This window comes from Thermomonas sp. (assembly GCF_041905325.1).
Classification (GTDB): Bacteria; Pseudomonadota; Gammaproteobacteria; order Xanthomonadales; family Xanthomonadaceae; genus Thermomonas.
This window is the reverse complement of record NZ_JAYRLK010000002.1, coordinates 159,836-175,851: the sequence shown is the minus strand read 5'-3', so window position 1 is coordinate 175,851 and position 16,016 is coordinate 159,836. Positions and strand designations below refer to the sequence as shown.

General features: G+C 65.1%; 18 protein-coding genes and 1 tRNA gene. 14 read left to right on the top strand and 5 right to left on the bottom strand.

Going from position 1 to position 16,016, the window contains the following annotated elements; genetic code table 11:
• Positions 1-47 precede the first annotated feature (47 nt).
• Genes ACE3OK_RS03045 through ACE3OK_RS03000 form a run of 10 tightly spaced genes read left to right on the top strand, consistent with a single transcriptional unit; the run spans position 48 to position 7,802 of the window.
• Entirely contained in the window at positions 48-620 is a 573-nt protein-coding gene (locus ACE3OK_RS03045) for a phage baseplate assembly protein V (protein WP_374248063.1), read from the top strand.
• Complete coding sequence (locus tag ACE3OK_RS03040) at positions 617-976, top strand: GPW/gp25 family protein (RefSeq protein WP_374248061.1); 360 nt, start codon at positions 617-619, stop codon at positions 974-976. Before ACE3OK_RS03045 ends, ACE3OK_RS03040 begins: the two co-directional genes overlap by 4 nt.
• A gap of 16 nt (positions 977-992) precedes the next feature.
• Positions 993-2,180, top strand: a complete 1,188-nt coding sequence (locus ACE3OK_RS03035) for a phage tail sheath protein (protein WP_374248060.1) — start codon at positions 993-995, stop codon at positions 2,178-2,180.
• 29 nt (positions 2,181-2,209) lie between these two features.
• On the top strand, positions 2,210-2,719 hold the full coding sequence (locus ACE3OK_RS03030; RefSeq protein WP_374248059.1) for a phage major tail tube protein: 510 nt from the start codon (positions 2,210-2,212) through the stop codon (positions 2,717-2,719).
• Between the two features lie 29 nt (positions 2,720-2,748).
• A complete protein-coding gene (locus tag ACE3OK_RS03025; RefSeq protein WP_374248058.1) occupies positions 2,749-3,060 on the top strand; it encodes a phage tail assembly protein in 312 nt (103 codons plus the stop codon).
• An 8-nt stretch (positions 3,061-3,068) separates the two neighbouring features.
• On the top strand, positions 3,069-3,182 hold the full coding sequence (locus ACE3OK_RS03020) for a GpE family phage tail protein (protein WP_374248057.1): 114 nt from the start codon (positions 3,069-3,071) through the stop codon (positions 3,180-3,182).
• Positions 3,183-3,197: 15 nt separating this feature from the next.
• Positions 3,198-3,530, top strand: coding sequence for a hypothetical protein (locus ACE3OK_RS03015; protein WP_374248056.1), 333 nt, complete (start codon positions 3,198-3,200; stop codon positions 3,528-3,530).
• Between the two features lie 21 nt (positions 3,531-3,551).
• Positions 3,552-6,365 (top strand): phage tail tape measure protein, encoded by a 2,814-nt coding sequence (locus tag ACE3OK_RS03010; RefSeq protein ID WP_374248055.1) that lies wholly within the window; start codon positions 3,552-3,554, stop codon positions 6,363-6,365.
• A gap of 10 nt (positions 6,366-6,375) precedes the next feature.
• Positions 6,376-6,780 carry a phage tail protein gene (locus ACE3OK_RS03005; RefSeq protein WP_374248054.1) on the top strand — a complete coding sequence of 135 codons (405 nt, stop codon included), beginning with the start codon at positions 6,376-6,378 and terminating at the stop codon, positions 6,778-6,780.
• A complete protein-coding gene (locus tag ACE3OK_RS03000; protein WP_374248053.1) occupies positions 6,777-7,802 on the top strand; it encodes a phage late control D family protein in 1,026 nt (341 codons plus the stop codon). The genes ACE3OK_RS03005 and ACE3OK_RS03000 overlap by 4 nt, the downstream gene beginning before the upstream one ends.
• Here the strand turns inward: ACE3OK_RS03000 and ACE3OK_RS02995 are convergent, their stop codons facing one another.
• On the bottom strand, positions 7,803-8,153 hold the full coding sequence (locus ACE3OK_RS02995) for a transcriptional regulator (RefSeq protein WP_374248052.1): 351 nt from the start codon (positions 8,151-8,153) through the stop codon (positions 7,803-7,805).
• On the bottom strand, positions 8,134-8,430 hold the full coding sequence (locus tag ACE3OK_RS02990; RefSeq protein ID WP_374248051.1) for a DUF6516 family protein: 297 nt from the start codon (positions 8,428-8,430) through the stop codon (positions 8,134-8,136). Before ACE3OK_RS02990 ends, ACE3OK_RS02995 begins: the two co-directional genes overlap by 20 nt.
• Between ACE3OK_RS02990 and ACE3OK_RS02985 the strand changes: the two genes are divergently transcribed.
• Positions 8,411-9,178, top strand: a complete 768-nt coding sequence (locus ACE3OK_RS02985) for a recombinase zinc beta ribbon domain-containing protein (protein ID WP_374248291.1) — start codon at positions 8,411-8,413, stop codon at positions 9,176-9,178. The two genes, ACE3OK_RS02990 and ACE3OK_RS02985, sit on opposite strands and share 20 nt — an antisense overlap.
• On the opposite strand, the gene ACE3OK_RS02980 is transcribed toward ACE3OK_RS02985, so the two are convergent.
• Positions 9,135-9,211: transfer RNA gene (locus tag ACE3OK_RS02980), tRNA-Met, on the bottom strand. The two genes, ACE3OK_RS02985 and ACE3OK_RS02980, sit on opposite strands and share 44 nt — an antisense overlap.
• A gap of 188 nt (positions 9,212-9,399) precedes the next feature.
• Here ACE3OK_RS02980 and ACE3OK_RS02975 point away from each other — a divergent pair.
• From ACE3OK_RS02975 to ACE3OK_RS02965, 3 genes are read left to right on the top strand one after another with little or no spacing between them, the layout of a single operon-like run.
• Positions 9,400-10,551, top strand: coding sequence for an SPFH domain-containing protein (locus ACE3OK_RS02975; protein ID WP_374248050.1), 1,152 nt, complete (start codon positions 9,400-9,402; stop codon positions 10,549-10,551).
• Between the two features lie 33 nt (positions 10,552-10,584).
• Complete coding sequence (locus tag ACE3OK_RS02970; RefSeq protein WP_374248049.1) at positions 10,585-11,898, top strand: TFIIB-type zinc ribbon-containing protein; 1,314 nt, start codon at positions 10,585-10,587, stop codon at positions 11,896-11,898.
• A gap of 2 nt (positions 11,899-11,900) precedes the next feature.
• Positions 11,901-12,164, top strand: a complete 264-nt coding sequence (locus tag ACE3OK_RS02965) for a hypothetical protein (protein WP_374248048.1) — start codon at positions 11,901-11,903, stop codon at positions 12,162-12,164.
• Positions 12,165-12,176: 12 nt separating this feature from the next.
• Here ACE3OK_RS02965 and ACE3OK_RS02960 read toward each other — a convergent pair whose 3' ends face one another.
• A complete protein-coding gene (locus ACE3OK_RS02960; RefSeq protein ID WP_374248047.1) occupies positions 12,177-12,818 on the bottom strand; it encodes a YiiX/YebB-like N1pC/P60 family cysteine hydrolase in 642 nt (213 codons plus the stop codon).
• Between the two features lie 118 nt (positions 12,819-12,936).
• Positions 12,937-16,014 carry an efflux RND transporter permease subunit gene (locus ACE3OK_RS02955; protein ID WP_374248046.1) on the bottom strand — a complete coding sequence of 1,026 codons (3,078 nt, stop codon included), beginning with the start codon at positions 16,012-16,014 and terminating at the stop codon, positions 12,937-12,939.
• Positions 16,015-16,016 lie beyond the last annotated feature (2 nt).

The window sequence follows — 16,016 nt, the reverse complement described above, 5'->3', positions numbered from 1 at the left end:
TCCGCGACGTGCTGCGCGGGCGCGCCGCATGGCCCAGCATCGCGGGCATGCATGCTGCCGCTGAACAACGCCGCCTAACCGGCAACTTGATCCGCCTGGGCACTGTCGCCGAGGTGGATCATGCCGATGCACGGTGCCGGGTGACCACGGGCGCGCTCACCACGGGGTGGGTGCCGTGGCTGGTGCCGCGCGTGGGCACCACCATCGAGTGGAGCGCCCCGAGCGTTGGCGAGCAGGGCGTCGTGTTGTGCCCCGATGGCGACACCAGTGGCGCGGTGTTCCTGCGCGGGATGTATTCCGATGCGCTGCCGCCGCCAGCAGCGGATGCTGCTGTGCACCTGGTGCGCTATCCGGATGGCACCACGCTGCGCTATGACGCCACGGCCCACGCGCTGGATGCCGTGCTGTGCAGCGGCGGCAGCGCATCCATCACCGCCAGTGGCGGCGTGACGATCAATGCCGACACCACCATCAACGGCAACGTGCAGGTCAATGGCGATATCCAGGCAACCGGCACCGCCACGGTGGCCACCGATGTCATCGGGGGCGGCATCAGTCTGAAATCCCACACCCACGGCGGCGTGGACGCCGGCACGGACAGCACGGGTGCGCCGCAATGATCGGCATCGACGCCACCACTGGCCGCGCGCTGTCGGGAATGCAGCACCTGGCGCAATCCGTTGCCGACATCCTGACCACCCCGCTGGGCAGCCGCGTGATGCGGCGCGACTACGGCAGCCTGCTGCCGGAGCTGATCGACCAGCCGTTCAACGACGCCACCCGACTGCGCCTGTACGGCGCGGCGACGCTGGCGCTGATGCGCTGGGAACCGCGCATCCGCCTGATCCGCGTGCAGCTGCACCAGGGCGATGCCCCGGGGCGCTGCGTGCTGGAACTGGAGGGCGTGTTGCTGGATGCCAGCCGCGCCACCGACCGCACCCGCCTGACCATCCCCCTGCTCTACCGCACCCACTGACCCCGGAGCCGCCCCCATGCCTACCGACTACCACCACGGCGTACGCGTCATCGAAATCAACTCGGGCAGCCGCCCCATCCGCACCGTCGCCACCGCCATCATCGGCCTGGTGTGCACGGCCAGCGATGCCGACGTGGCACTGTTCCCGCTTGACAAGCCCGTGCTGCTGACCAACGTCCGCCAAGCCATCGCCAAAGCGGGCACGCAGGGCACCCTGCGCAACAGCCTGCTGGCCATCGTGGATCAGTGCGACCCGCTGGTGGTGGTGGTGCGCGTTGCCGACGGTGCTGGTGCAGACCCGGAGGCCATTGCCGCCGACCAAACCAGCAAGGCCATTGGCGGCGGCAGTGGCGGCACGTACACCGGCATGCAGGCTCTGCTGGCGGCGCAGGCGCAGCTGGGCGTGAAGCCGCGCATCCTGGGCGCACCCGGCCTGGACAACCAGGCGGTGACCACCGCGCTGGTCGCCGTTGCGCAGAAACTGCGGGCGATGGTGTACGCCAACGCATTTGACTGTGCCGACGTGAGCGCGGCGGCGCTGTACCGCGACGAATTCGGTGCACGCGAGCTGATGCTGATCTGGCCGGACTTCGTGGCATGGAACTCCACCACCAGCGCCAGCGAGCCCGCCAGCGCGGTGGCGCGGGCACTGGGCCTGCGCGCGAAGATCGACGAAGAGATCGGCTGGCACAAGACGCTGTCGAACATCGCCGTCAACGGCGTCACCGGCCTGTCGAAGGACGTGTTCTGGGATCTGCAGGATCCCGGCACCGATGCCGGCATGCTCAACGCGGCAGCGGTCACCACCCTGGTGAAGGCCAACGGCTACCGCTTCTGGGGCAGCCGCACATGCAGCGATGACCCGCTGTTTGCATTCGAGAGCGCCGCGCGCACGGCGCAGGTGCTGGCAGACAGCATTGCCGACGCCATGTTGTGGGCCATCGACAAGCCGATGCAGCCATCGCTGATCCGCGACATCGTGGAAACCATCAACGCCAAATTCCGCGAGCTGAAAGCGCTGGGTTACATCATCGACGGCAGTGCCTGGTACGACGCCGACGCCAACACCAGCACCACATTGGCCGACGGCAAGCTGTACATCGACTACGACTACACCCCTGTGCCGCCGCTGGAAAACCTGCAACTGCGCCAGCGCATCACCGACCGCTACCTGGCCGACTTCGCCACCCGCGTGAACGGCTGACCCGCCCCTGACATATCGAGGATGCCCCCATGGCCCTGCCCCGCAAGCTCAAGAACCTGAACCTGTTCAACGACGGCCAGACCTACATTGGCCAAGTGGGCGAAGTGACGCTGCCCAAACTCACCCGCAAAATGGAAGACTGGCGCGGCGGCGGCATGAACGCGCCGATCAAGATCGACCAGGGCATGGAAGGCCTGGAATTCGAAGTGGTCTGCGGAGGCCTGATGCGCGATGTGTTCGCGCAGTTCGGCATCGCCCGCCATGACGGCGTGATGCTGCGCTTTGCCGGGGCCTATCAGCGCGACGACACCGGCCAGGTGGACGCGGTGGAGGTGGTGGTGCGTGGCCGTCACGAGGAGATCGAGGCCGGCAAGGCCAAGGCTGGCGATGACACCGAGTTCAAGTTCAAGACGGTGGCCAGCTATTACAAGCTGTCGGTCAATGGCCAGACACTGGTGGAGATCGACATCCCCAACTTCGTTGAAGTCATCGATGGCGTTGACCGCATGATGCAGCAGCGCATGGCCATCGGTGCCTGACCCGTCCAACACCCCGCAAAGGAGCCCCCATGAAGCAACCAACCACCCCTGCCGGCATCACCCTGGAAACCCCCATCACCCGGGGTGAGCAGAGCATTGCCGCCGTCGCCCTGCGCAAGCCCGCCGCCGGCGAGCTGCGCGGTATCGCCCTGGCCGACCTGCTGCGGCTGGACGTGGCTGCACTGATCGCCGTGCTGCCGCGCATCACCACCCCCACGCTGACCGCACAGGACGTGCAGCAACTCGACCTGGTGGACATCACCGCCCTGGGCACGGAACTGCTGGGTTTTTTCATGAGCAAGGCGGACAGGGCGAACCTGCCGGCCTCCCAAACCACGTAGAAGACGCCATGGCCGACATCGCGGCGGTGTTTCACTGGCCCCCCGCCGCGATGCAAGACATGGATTTGATGGAGCTGATGGCATGGCGCGAACGGGCACGGCAACGGTGCGAAGCGGAGTAGTGGTAGGATCGGCGCATGGACGTTCTGGTCTTCATCGCGGCGTTGCTGTTGGCCATTGGCGCACTGTCGGCCATCGGCAATATCCTGCGCTCGGTCACGAACTGGCTGGCACCGCCTCCGCTGGATGTGCCGGAGCCACAGCATGCCGAGCCCGCAGACAGCGAAATCCTGCGCCACATGGACGACGGCACCGTGATGACATGGGGCCAAGCACGCCAACTGGGGCGCGCAATGAAGCGCATTTCTGTGAAGCCCACACCGCCGCCAGCGCAACGCGCATTGCCGGATGGACTGCGCGCCGTGCGCGAGCTGCTGGAAGCGCAGGGCCGCACTGCCAAGCCACAGTAACCCCGCCCGGGGGGGGCGCGCATGGGCGCTAATTCCCTCAAGTTGCAGGTGATACTGGACACGGTTGACAAGGTGACCGGCAAGTTCAAGGCCATCAACGAAAGCAGCACCAGGCTGTCAAGAACCCTGCGCGCAACACGCGACAACCTCAAGGCGCTGGAAGCCCAGCAAGGGCAGCTGGCCAAACATCGCGACCTGGAAACCCGCACGGCAGCCACCGCACAGAAAATGCTGGCACAGCAACGCGCTCTGCGCGCACTGCAAAACGCCTACAACGCCACCGAAAACCCGACGAAGAAACTCACCAAGGAGCTGCGGGAGCAGTCCGCAGCAACGGCAAAACTGGTGCGGCTGGAGCAAGCCCAGCGCGGCGAGCTAGTACAGTCACGCGCCGCATTGGCTGCTGCCGGCTTGGGCACTGACAAGCTGGCACACCATCAGGATAGGCTGGCGCACGAAATCACGGCATCCACCCGCCAGATCGACAAGCAGAAGGCCGCACTGGACAAGCTGGGAGCGGCGCAAAAGCGCGCGGCAGGTTGGCAGAGCAGCGGCGCGGCGATGACAGTCAAGGGTGCCGCCGCATTCGCTGGCGGAAGCATGGCACTGCAACGCATGGGCGAGGCCACAATGCCAGGCGTGCAACTGCAATCGCAGGTGCGCGACATCGCTATTACGGGCGGATTCAACCCCCAGCAAGAAGCCGCACTCAATGCGCAGATTCGCGGCGATGCGGTGAAATTCGGCCAAACTACAGAGGTTATTTCGCAAGGACTGCAAGTGCTGGTGGCCAATGGCGTTTCCTCCGCTGAGGATCTGCGCTACTACTCTGGCCTGCTGGCCAAAAGCAGCGTAGCAAGCGGCGCGGAGGTGGAAGACCTCAGCAACCTGATGGTGAGCCTGCAGCAAAACCTTGGGCTTACCCGCGAGCAGATGCCTGGGGCCATCGATGCGCTGGCCTATGCAGGCAAGCAGGGCAGCTTCGAACTGCGCGATATGGCCAAATGGATGCCGACACTGACCCCGATGATGGCCTCGCTGGGCGTACATGGGCGCGATGCCGTCAACCAATTGGGTGCAGCCTTGCAGGTGGCGAAACTTGGTGCCGGCAGCACCGATGAGGCGGGCAACAACCTGAAAAACTTCCTCATGAAAATCAGCTCGCCGGAAACGCTTGGCAACTTCAAGCGGGTCGGAATCGATCTGAAAAAGCGCCTGATGGAGCTGCAAGCGCAAGGCATCGCACCAATGGAGGGCTCGCTTCAGTTGATCACAGAGTACATGGGCAAGAAGGGTCCGGAGGCATTGAAGTCCCTGCGGGCGGCAATGTCACTCAAGGATGACGAAGAGCGCCAACAGGCATTGCAGCGGGTGGCAGAGGCATACGCGCTTGGCGATTTGTTCCGGGATCAGCAGGCTGCGGCGTTCATTCGGCCAGCCCTGGAACACGGCGACCAGCTGAAAAGCATCCAGCAAGGTGCGGCGGGAGCTTCTGGCGTGCTGGATGCCGACTACATCAAGCGCATGAAGTCCGCGCAGAAGAAGCTGGATATGTTCCAGATCAAGCTCACGGAATTGAAACTCAAGGCATTCGACGCACTTGAACCAAGCCTGACGACCCTGGCCGACAAGGCCGGGGTGCTGTTCGACAAGATCGGCGCGTTTGTTGCCGACAACCCGGAGCTGGCCTCGTTGATCATCAAGGTGGCTGCCGGCTTTGCACTGCTGCTGGTTGCGGCAGGGTCCGTGCTGGTGCCGCTGGGTTTCCTGGCCAGCACCATCGGCACCATCATGGAGGTGGCCGGTACCCTGTCCGGCGCGCTGGAAGGGGCCGGCATCGCCGCCAGCAGCATCGCCGCACCATTGCTGTTGGTTGCCGGCATTGGCCTGCTGATCTGGAAATACTGGGACTACGTGAAAGCTCTGTTATCCGGATTTTGGGATGGCTTCGTCGAGGCGATGCAGCCGGTCATGCCGGCCCTGGACATGCTGGCGGACACATTCAACAAGATCATGGCCCCTGCCAGCGCCAGCAAGGAAACGCTGGCCAAATTTGCAGCCGTTGGGAAATTCATCGGCAAGGTCTTCGGGGCGCAGCTGAGTGTGGTGCTGGTGGTGTTGGCCATCGCCCTGCAAACGGTTGCAAACGTGTTCAAGTGGGTTGGCGAATTCATTGGCAACACCATCGGGTTCATCGTCACCGGCCTGGGGAACCTGTGGGATGTCATCTCTGGCATCTTCTCCGGTGACTGGGGCCAGGTCATGGCCGGCCTGCGTGGGAATTGGGAAAACATCAACCAGTATTTCGGCGGGCTGCCGGCAAAATTCCTGCAATACGGCATCGACATCGTGAAGGGCCTGATCAATGGCATCACCTCGATGTACGGCGCAGCCAAGAAAGCGATCGGCGGGCTTGGTGATGCGGTGATCGGGTTCTTCACCGGCCCCAAGCAACTGGACATCCACAGCCCTTCGCGCACGTTTGCGCGCTTCGGTCACTTCACCATTGCCGGCTTCACCCAAGGCCTGCTGGGCGGCGAATCCGGCGCGCAACAGGCGCTGGGCCGCATCGGCAATGGCTTGCGCACCACGGCAGCCGGCATCGCCATCGGTACCGCCGGCATGGCCACCGCCGGCAATGCAGTGCCGCTGGACATGCGGCCCGCCATGGCAGCGGGCACGCAGGCGGGCGGTGCACCAACCTACAACATCACCATCAACGCGCCGGCAGGCGCACAGGCGCAGGACATCGCGGCGCTGGTGCGCGCGGAGATCGAGCGCCTGGAGCACCGCCGCGCCACGGGCCGGCGCGCGGCGCTGAGCGATTACGACTGAGGCCACCGCCATGCCGATGATGACCCTGGGCACCTTCGTGTTCGCGCTGCCCACCCTGGCCTACGAAAAGCTGGCGCGCAGCAACGAGTGGCGGCACGCCAGCAGTGAGCGGGTGGGCGTGCGGGCGGCGCACCAGTATGTGGGGCCCGGGGAGGAAACCATTGAGCTGACCGGCACCGCGATGCAGGAATTGACGGGCGGTGAGGTCAGCCTGAACACCCTGCGCGACCTGGCGGAAGATGGCCGCCCGCTGCCATTGGTGGACGGTCGCGGCTACGTGTACGGGGCGTACGTCATCAAGAGCCTGAGCGAGGGCAAGACCCTGTTTTTCCCGGACGGCGCGGCGCGGCAGATCGAGTTCGGTATTTCGCTGCTGCGGGTGGATGAAACATCGCTGCAACAGCACGCGTCATGACCGCCGCCTACCCCATCCCCGCATGGCGTGTCTCGCTGGACGGCACCGACCTGACCGCACGCATGGCCCCGCGCCTGCTGGAATTGACGCTGGAAGAAGCGCGCGGCGATGAGGCGGACCAACTGGACATCCGCATCCATGACCACGACGGCCGCATGGCCATCCCGGCGCGCGGGGCTGTTTTGCAGGTGGCCATCGGCTGGGCAGGCAGCGGGCTGGTGGACAAGGGGCAGTTCACCGTGGATGAGGTGGAGCACAGCGGCTCACCCGACATCATCAGCATCCGTGCGCGCAGTGCGGATTTCACCAAGGCCATGCGCACGCGGAAGGAAAAGAGCTGGCACAAGACCACCCTGGGCGCGATCCTCAAGGCGATCGCCGGCAAGCACGGCCTGAAGGCGAAGATCGACGCGGCGCTTGCGGCCATCAAGATCAGCCACCTGGACCAGACCAACGAAAGCGATGTGCACTTCCTGACCCGGCTGGCCAAGCGCTTTGATGCCATCGCCACGGTGAAGGCGGGCGCATTGCTGTTCTCTCCGGTCGGGAAGGGCCAGACCGCCGATGGCACGCCGCTGCCCGATGTCACCCTGGCCAGGCGCGACGGCGACCAGCACCGCTACAGCATTGCAGGGCGCGACAGCTACACCGGCGTGCGCGCATTCTGGGCCGACAAGAAGGGAGCCACGCAGCACGACGTGCTGGTGGGCGACGACGAAAATGCCAAGCGCCTGCCGGGCACCTACCACAGCGAACAAGAGGCCCGCGAGCAAGCCGAAGCCGCCAACAAACGCATCCAGCGCGGTAGCGCTACCATGAGCTACACCATGGCTCTGGGCCGCGCCGACCTGTACCCGGAGCAGCGCGCAACGGTAACAGGCTTCAAGCCGGAGATCGATGCCACCGAATGGCTGATCGTCAAAGCCCGCCACCAGATCACCGGCAGCGGCGGCTTCACCACGCAGGTGGAGCTGGAGACGGCGTTGGATGGCCCTGGGGACGACAGTCAGCCTGAGGGCTGATCAGGCCACAGCACGCAGCTCGAACTGCACCTTGACCCGGTCGAACGGGAACACGTATTTCCCGTCGTCGGCGCGATCGACCACGCCGGCCACCACCAGCGCATTGACGTCGTTATGCACGCCCTTCACATCACGCCCCACGCGGCGGGCAAGCTCGCGCACCCCCAACGGGCCGGCGCCGGTCATCACCTCGATCACCCGCCAGCGCGATGGCGTCATGGTACGCGCCATGCTTTCGGCAGATTCAAACGACATGTGCGCGTAGCGATCCGGCTTGCCGGAGGCCAACACCGCCTGCACGCGCGCAAACACATCGTCTGCGGTGGCCACTTCAAACAAGACCGTTTTCATCTTTCCACCTCTGGATGTCGGTGCGGAAATCCGCAATCAACGCGGCAATGCTGGTGAAGGCGTACGGCAGCTCGGCACCACCAAGATGCTTGTGGTCGCCCTTGCCGGTTTCGTTGTCGTAACGCAGCACGCATTCATCGGCCACCACGTACACCAGCCGGTACTTGAACAAATGGGTGCTGCCCGGAACAGGCTGCGGCACCTGCCAGATCACCATTTGCAAAAACGCGGTTTCACCGTCGTTTTTGCGTTCGTTGATGAGTTGCGCGGCCTTCATGTTGTACAGGTTACAACATGCGGCAATGCTGTCAAGCGTTCAACACTTGAGCCAGCCAGCAAGGCCGAGTCATGCCACGCCCGCAGCCTTGGTCACTTCCGCGCGGACGATGTCCGGCATCCTGCGCTGCGGCGAATGCGGTGGCCCAATGGTCGCCGTTGACCGCTACCGCTATGGCTGTGCGCGCGCCAAGGAATCCGGGATCTGCAAGAGCCGCCTGCGCATCGTCCGTAGTGATGCCGAGCGCGCCCTGGTGGCTGGCATCACCCGCGAACTGCTATCCGAAGAAGCATTCAGCGCCTTCCACAGGGCGGCGCTGGACGCGCTCAAGCGCAACGCCCCAGACCTCGCCGGCCTGCAGCGCGACTTGGCCAAGGCGAAGGCCGAACACGCCAACCTGATGAAGGCGATCAAGGCCGGCATCTTCACCGCATCCACCAAGGCCGAGCTGGAAACCTGCGAGCGAGCAGTCGATGCCGCAGAAGACGCCTTCAGTGCCGCAAAGGCAACCGCACCCGTCCGGATCCTCCCGGCGGCTCGCACAGTGTGGGATCGGTACGCCCGCGACCTGTCCAACTACACCCGCGACATCCACGCCGCACGCACAGCGTTGCGCGGCCTGCTGGGCCGCGACATCCCCGTGCGCCAGAACGAAAAAGGCGACCCCGTTGCCGAGATCGCCAATTCGTCTGTGCAGATAAATGTGGTAGCGGGGGCAGGATTTGAACCTGCGACCTTCGGGTTATGAGCCCGACGAGCTGCCAGACTGCTCCACCCCGCAGCAGAGTCGCGCATTGTATGGAACCCGCGGCCACATTGCAACTGCAATTTGCAGGGAGGGCAGCATGACGTCCAAACCGGCATAGACCATGCGGGCTACGCCGTGCAGCTTCCGTGCAGCATCGCGATGGGTATAGTGCGTCAGGTAAGGCCGGCGCGGTGCCTGGCCACGAATCACGGAGCGATGCCATGGGTCTGATACAGGCGGTGAAAGGCGCAGTGGGCGGCATGCTGGGCGACCAGTGGAAGGACTTCTACACCATCCCCGACGGCCTGCCGCCAACCGCGGCGCTGTTCGCGGCGGTAGCGCACGGCACCAATGCCGGCCGCGGCTCCAACACCCACGGCTCCTCGAACATCATCAGCAACGGCTCGAAGATCATCGTGCCGGAAGGCTATGGCCTGCTGCTGTTCCAGGACGGCAAGATCACCGGCTTCGCCGCCGAGGCCGGCGCCTACGAATGGAAGTCGGACGACCTCAACTCGAAGTCGATCTTCGCCGGCGACGGCCTGGTCGATTCGCTCATCATGCAAAGCTGGGAGCGCTTCAAGTTCGGCGGCCAGCCGGGCTCGCAGCAGGCGGCCTTCTTCGTCTCGCTGAAGGAGCTGCCGGACAACCGCTTCGGCACCCAGTCGGAAATCTACTGGGATGACGGCTTCCTCAACACCCAGGTCGGCGCGATGACGCGCGGCTCGTACACGATGAAGATCGTGGATCCGATCCTGTTCGTGAAGAACTTCGTGCCGGCCACCTACCTGCAGCCCGGCCAGGTGTTCGACTTCACCGACATCGACAACGCCGCCGCCAGCCAGTTGTTCAACGAAGTGGTGGGCTCGCTGGCACCGGCGTTCAGCCTGTACACCAACGACCCGTCCAAGGGCAACCGCATCACCAAGATCCAGCAGGATTCGATCGGTTTTGCCAAGAGCCTGTCGGATGCGGTGGAAAACGCCTACCAGTGGAAGTCCGATCGCGGCCTGGTGATCGCCAAGACCGCGATCGTCTCGATCGAGTACGACGCCAACACCAAGGAGCTGCTGAAGACCGTGCAGCGCGCCGACGCGCTGTCGGGTGCGCGCGGCAATTCCAACTTGCAGGCCAGCGTGGCCGCGGGCATGCAGGCGGCCGGCGAGAACGGCGGCGCGGCGGGCATGATGGGGATCGGCATGGCCTCCGGGATGATGGGCGGGATGGCCGGCCTGCAGCAGCCGGTGGCACCGCCCGCCCCGGCGGCCGACGACCCGGTTGCCAAACTGAAGAAGGCCAAGGAAATGCTCGACCTCGGGCTGATTTCGCAGGCCGATTACGACGCGCTGAAGAACAAGGCCCTGGGCCTGTAACCCGCCACCCGCAGGCCCCCGATGTCAAACACGATGCCACCGCCACTCCCGCCCTCCGGGGCGGGAACACCGCCGCCGTTGCCCACCGGCCCGGGGTCGCCCCGCGACGTGCCGCCCTTGCCGGGCAGCTTCCCGATCGACCCGGGCACCCTGCCCAAGCCCATCCGCGACGAGCTCACAGCGCCCGATCCGGTCGCCATCGACACCTCGGCGCAGGAGCTCAAGGATGGCCAGAACCATTGCCCGAAATGCGGCTCCACCGAGATCAAGCAGCGCCCCGGCACCGACCAGCTGATCTGCCTGTACTGCCGCAACGAATGGACGGCGGAACGGGTGGAAGAAGCCTTCGGGCTGGGCGAGAACATCGACCAGCTGGAAGGCACGGTGGTGGCGTCGGGCGCGCAGGACATCGCCGCCGACGTGAGCAGCATGGTGACCTTCAAGTGCACCGGCTGCGGCGCCGAAGTCACGGTGAATACCGAAAACGCGATGACCGCGCGCTGCCATTGGTGCCGGCATGTGTTCGGCGTGAACGAACAGGTGGCCAATGGCGCGGTGCCGGATGCGGTGCTGCCTTTCCATATCAAGAAAGACGACGCCGTGGCGCGCATCCGGCAGTTCGTGGACAAGCGCCGGCTGTTCGCATTGGAAGCGTTCAAGAACCAGTTCACCCCCGAGAACGTGGTGGGTGTGTATCTGCCCTACATGATCGTGGATGCCAAGGCCAGCGCCGATGTCGCCGGCTGCGGCGAAATCGAGACCCGCCGCTACACGCAGGGCAGCGGCGACAACAAGAAGACCTATTACGACGCCGACGTGTACGCGGTGGAGCGGCACGTGGACTTCACCGTCGACGACTTGCCGATGGAATCCTCGTCGATGCGCGGCAACCTCGATACCCGCCACAACACCAACAACATCATCAACGCCATCCTGCCGTTCGACACCAAGAACGCGGTGAAGTGGAACGCCTCCTATCTGTCCGGCTTCAGCTCCGAAAAACGCGACCAGAACGTGCAGCAACTGATGCCGCACCTGGAAGACCAACTGCTGTCGATCACCCGCGCACAGGTGGAAAGCTCGGTCAGCCGCTACGACCGCGGCGTGCGCTGGGAACAGGAGCAACTGGAAGTGCACGGCTCGCGCTGGGTGGCGATGTACCTGCCGGTGTGGCTGTATTCCTACCACCAACCCGGCAGCAACGGCGGCATGCTGCACTACATCGCGGTCAACGGCCGCACCGGCGAGACCATGGGCAGCATCCCGATCCAGCAGTGGAAACTGCTGCTCGCTGCGCTGACCGTGGGCACCATCCTCGAAACCCTTGCCATCTTCATCTTGAGGTGACCATGAGCGACCACGGCACCTGGCTCCTGTTGCTTGGCCCGGCTGGTAGCGCCGGTTTCTACTGGGCGATGTACCGGTACTACCGCAACACCGACAAATCCCACGCCTTCGAGCGCGAAACCGCCGTCGACGCCAAGCCCGTCACCGGCATGCAAGACGACCACAAGATCGACGAAGTGCACGGCACCCGCGAAACCCGCATCGACGGCGACAACGTGCGGGAATATCGCAAGCGGGTTCAGCGCATCCGCAGCAACTCATCCTGAGTGCCGCAAGCCTCAGCCGGAAGCCGAAGCCGCGTGCCCGTCGTCGCGCTCTTCGCGGTCCAGCGAGTCGTACACGACGGTGCCGAACAGGTACATCTCGCCCGGCTTGATGACTTTCGGGAAACGCTCGTTGCCGCGCCACCACGGACGGTAGACGTGGACTGCCAGCTCGCTGCAGTAATACCGGTCGGGCTGGTTGAAGCCGATGGTGCCGAGGAAGTCGTAACTTTTCCCCACCAGCGCATCCGCCGCATCCCAGGCCTTGCCGGCATTGTCGTCGCTGCGCCAGCGCGGACGGATCACCAGCACCCGGTCGGCGCGCGCGACGAAATCGGCCAGCGCCTCCCGCTGCACGCCCTTGCCTTCCGCGCCCACCACGACACGCAAGTCGGCGTTGTACACCGCCACATGGCTCAGCGGAATGCCGGTGGCATTGGCCACCAGCGCGTCGGTGGCGTGGTAACCGCGGATCACCAGCCAGTCCCCCGTCTTCGCGGTGGCCAGCACGGCCTGCGCGATCGCCTGCGTCTGCACCTCGCGCGCCGCGTCCCGCGCCGGTCGCACCAGCGGCCGCGCCAGGCAACCGGCCAACGCCATGGCGATGCAGGCACAGCCCAGCAACCGCGCACCGCTGCGCCATCCGATCATGGTCATCCGCTTGCCTCTCGTCCGGTCCAGGGCCCGGCATCCGACCCCGGGGCCGCGGGAAAGTTCCGGCATGCCGCGCCCGCGGAAACCCGAGGCGCGCTTCGGTGTCCGACCCGATCGGTACTCAACCGGCAGCCAGGCCCGCCTTCCGCTGCGTGCGGGTCATCCTTGCGCGGGCGATGATGCGCCCGGTACCGGCGCGCAAATCGTCCAGCAACGCATAGATGGTGGGCAGGAACAGCAGGCTGACCACGGTGGAGAACGCCAACCCGCCGGCGATGGCACGCGCCATCGGATAGTACGGCGGGCCGTCGCCGGCCACCTGGGTGGTGGACAGCGCGATCGGCACCATCGCCAGGATGGCGGTCCCCATGGTCATCATGATCGGGCGCAGGCGCTCGCGGCTGCCCTCCACCAGCGCCTCGATGCGCGGCAGGCCGCGCCGACGCAGGTTGTTGATGTGCTCGATCATCACGATCCCGTTGTTCACCACCACGCCCATCAACACCAGGATGCCGATGAAGGCCATGATGTTGAACTCGGTGCCGGTCAGCCACAGCGCCCAGTACACGCCGAAGATCGAGAACACCACGCAGCTCATGATGGCCAGCGGGAACAGCAGCGACTCGAACACCGCGGCCATGACGATGAACATCAGCGCCAGCGCGATGAACACGTTGCGCAGCATCTGCTGGTTCATGTCCATGTTCATGCCGAAGCCGCCGCCTTCGAAGGTGGAACCGTAGCCGGGCGGAAAGTCGATCCGCTTCAGGGTTTCCTCGATTTCCTTGCGCGCGCCCGGCATCGATGCCCCGGGGGCCAGGCTGGCCTGCACCTTCAGCATGGTCTGCCGGTTCATCCGCTGGATGGTGTTGGCCGAAGGCTTGATGCCAACGTCCACCATCGCCAGCAACGGTACGCTGCGGCCATCGGCGGCGCGCACGGTGAATGATTGCAGGTCGGCGGTGCCGTAATGCTCCGCGTCCTTGAAGCGCACGCTGACCGGCACTTCCACTTCCTCGCGGTGGAACGCCTGCAACGAAGCCCCGCGCAAGGCCATGCCCACGAATTGCGCCACCTGCTGCGCGCTGAAACCGTAGGCGGCGGCGCGCTCGCGGTTCACCCGCACGTTGAGCTCGCTGTTGGCGTCGCCGGTGTCCACGCGCACGTCGCGCAGGTTCTTGCTGCGGGCCAGGATGGGCAGGATGTCGTCTGCCAACTCACGCAGCACCTGGGTGGAATCGCCAGTCAGGCTGAAGGAAATGCTCTTGTCATCCGCACCCATGCCTCCTTGCCGGCCCATGCCGATGTTGGCACGCGCGGACTTCGGCAGGCCCTTGCGGATCTCGTCGGCGATGGCCTTGGCCTTGGTCGGGTCGTGCGTGTCCAGCGTCACCTGGGTCATCGCCCAACCCTGCTCGGCGTAGCGCGAATACACCTGCTTGACCGCGAAGCGCTTGCGGTTGGCGTTGATGTATTTCTCGACCTCCGCCACCACCTGGCCCATCTGCTCCTTCGAATAGGACCCCTGCCACTGGTAGAACAGCCCCACCTGGGTGGGGTCGCTCTCGTCGCCGCCGTCGTCCTTGGAGAAATGGATCGGCACGAAGCTCAGCGCGATGATCAGCAGGATGCCGGCCACGCTCCAGCCGCGGTGCTCCAGGCTCCAGCGCAGCACGCGGGCGTAACGCGATTGCAGGCGGGTGATGAACGGCGACTTCAACGCCGGCGGGGTTCGCATGCGCGCCGACAGCATCGGGATCAGGCTGATGGCCACCAGCCACGACGCCAGCAGCGACACCGAAATGGTCACCGCCAACTGGGCGAGGAAGATGGTCAGCATGTTCTTCTCGCCGAACATCATCGGCAGGAACACGATGCAATGGCACAAGGTGCCCGCGGACAGCGCGATGGCGACATGGCGGGTGCCGATCACCGACGCCAGGCGCGGCTGGCCCGGATATTTCTCGCGCTCCTGGTAGATGCTTTCCACCACCACCACGGCGTTGTCCACCAGCATGCCCACCGCCAGCAACAAGCCCATCATCGACAGGATGTTGAGGGTGATGCCGGCGAAGTACATGAAGCCCAGCGTCATGATGAAGCAGATCGGGATCGCCAGCGTCACCATCAACGTCGACGGCCAGTGGCGCAGGAAGAAATACAGCACCGCCACCGACAGCAGCAAGCCGATCGCGCCAGCCTCCGCCAGCGCCGTCAGCGAACTGATGACCTGCTCGCCCTGGTCTTCGGTGACCTCGATGTCGATCCCGCGCATCGCCGGATCACGCTTCAACACTTCCAACTCGGCATGCACCGCCTTCGACAGGTCCACCAGGTTCGCCGCACGCTCCTTGTAGATGTCCACCCCGACGCTGGGGCGGCCGTCCATCTGCCGCACGTAGGTCATGCGCTGCGGTTGCAGGGCGACGCCGGCGATGTCGCCCAGCCGCACGCCGCGCGCGTTGATCGGCAGGCCACGCAGTTGGTCGAGGTTGAGCAACTCACCCTTGGGCTGGATGCGCAGGCGGCGGCCGTCATCGGTGATCTGCCCGCCGGAGACGGAGAAGTTGGCCGATTGCAGGCGACTGACCAATTCGTTGAGCACCACGCCATTGGCATTCAGGCGGTCAGGCTCGATCGCCACCACCACCTCCTGCACCGGCACGCCTTCCACTTCGATGCGGGCCACGCCGGGCAAGCGTTCCAGCCGGCGCTTGATGCTCTGGTCGATCAGTTCGCCGCGCGAGGTCAGGTCTTCCTTGCTGCTCAGGCGCAGGCTGATCGCCTCCTGGTCGCCGGTACTCCAGCGGCGCACGAAGTAGCGGCGGAAATCATCGGGCAACTGGTCGCGGATCGCATCGATGCGTTCGCGGGCCTCCGATGCCGCCACCGCGACGTCGCGGCCCCAGTCGCTGAACTGCACGAACACGCCACCCCCATCGGCGCTGGCGTTGGCGTTCATCGACTTGATGCCGGTCATGGTGGCCAGCGCCTCTTCCACCGGCCGCACCAGGTTGCGTTCGGTCTCCTCCGGGGTGGAGCCCTGGTAGGGCAGCTGCACGAAGAAGAACGGCGCCGAGGCCTCCGGCTGCGATTCCAGCGGCAGCCGGAAACCGGCGATCAGGCCGATCACCACCATCGACACGAACAGCATGATGGTGGTGACGGGACGACGGATGGACAGCTCGGTGATGTTCATCG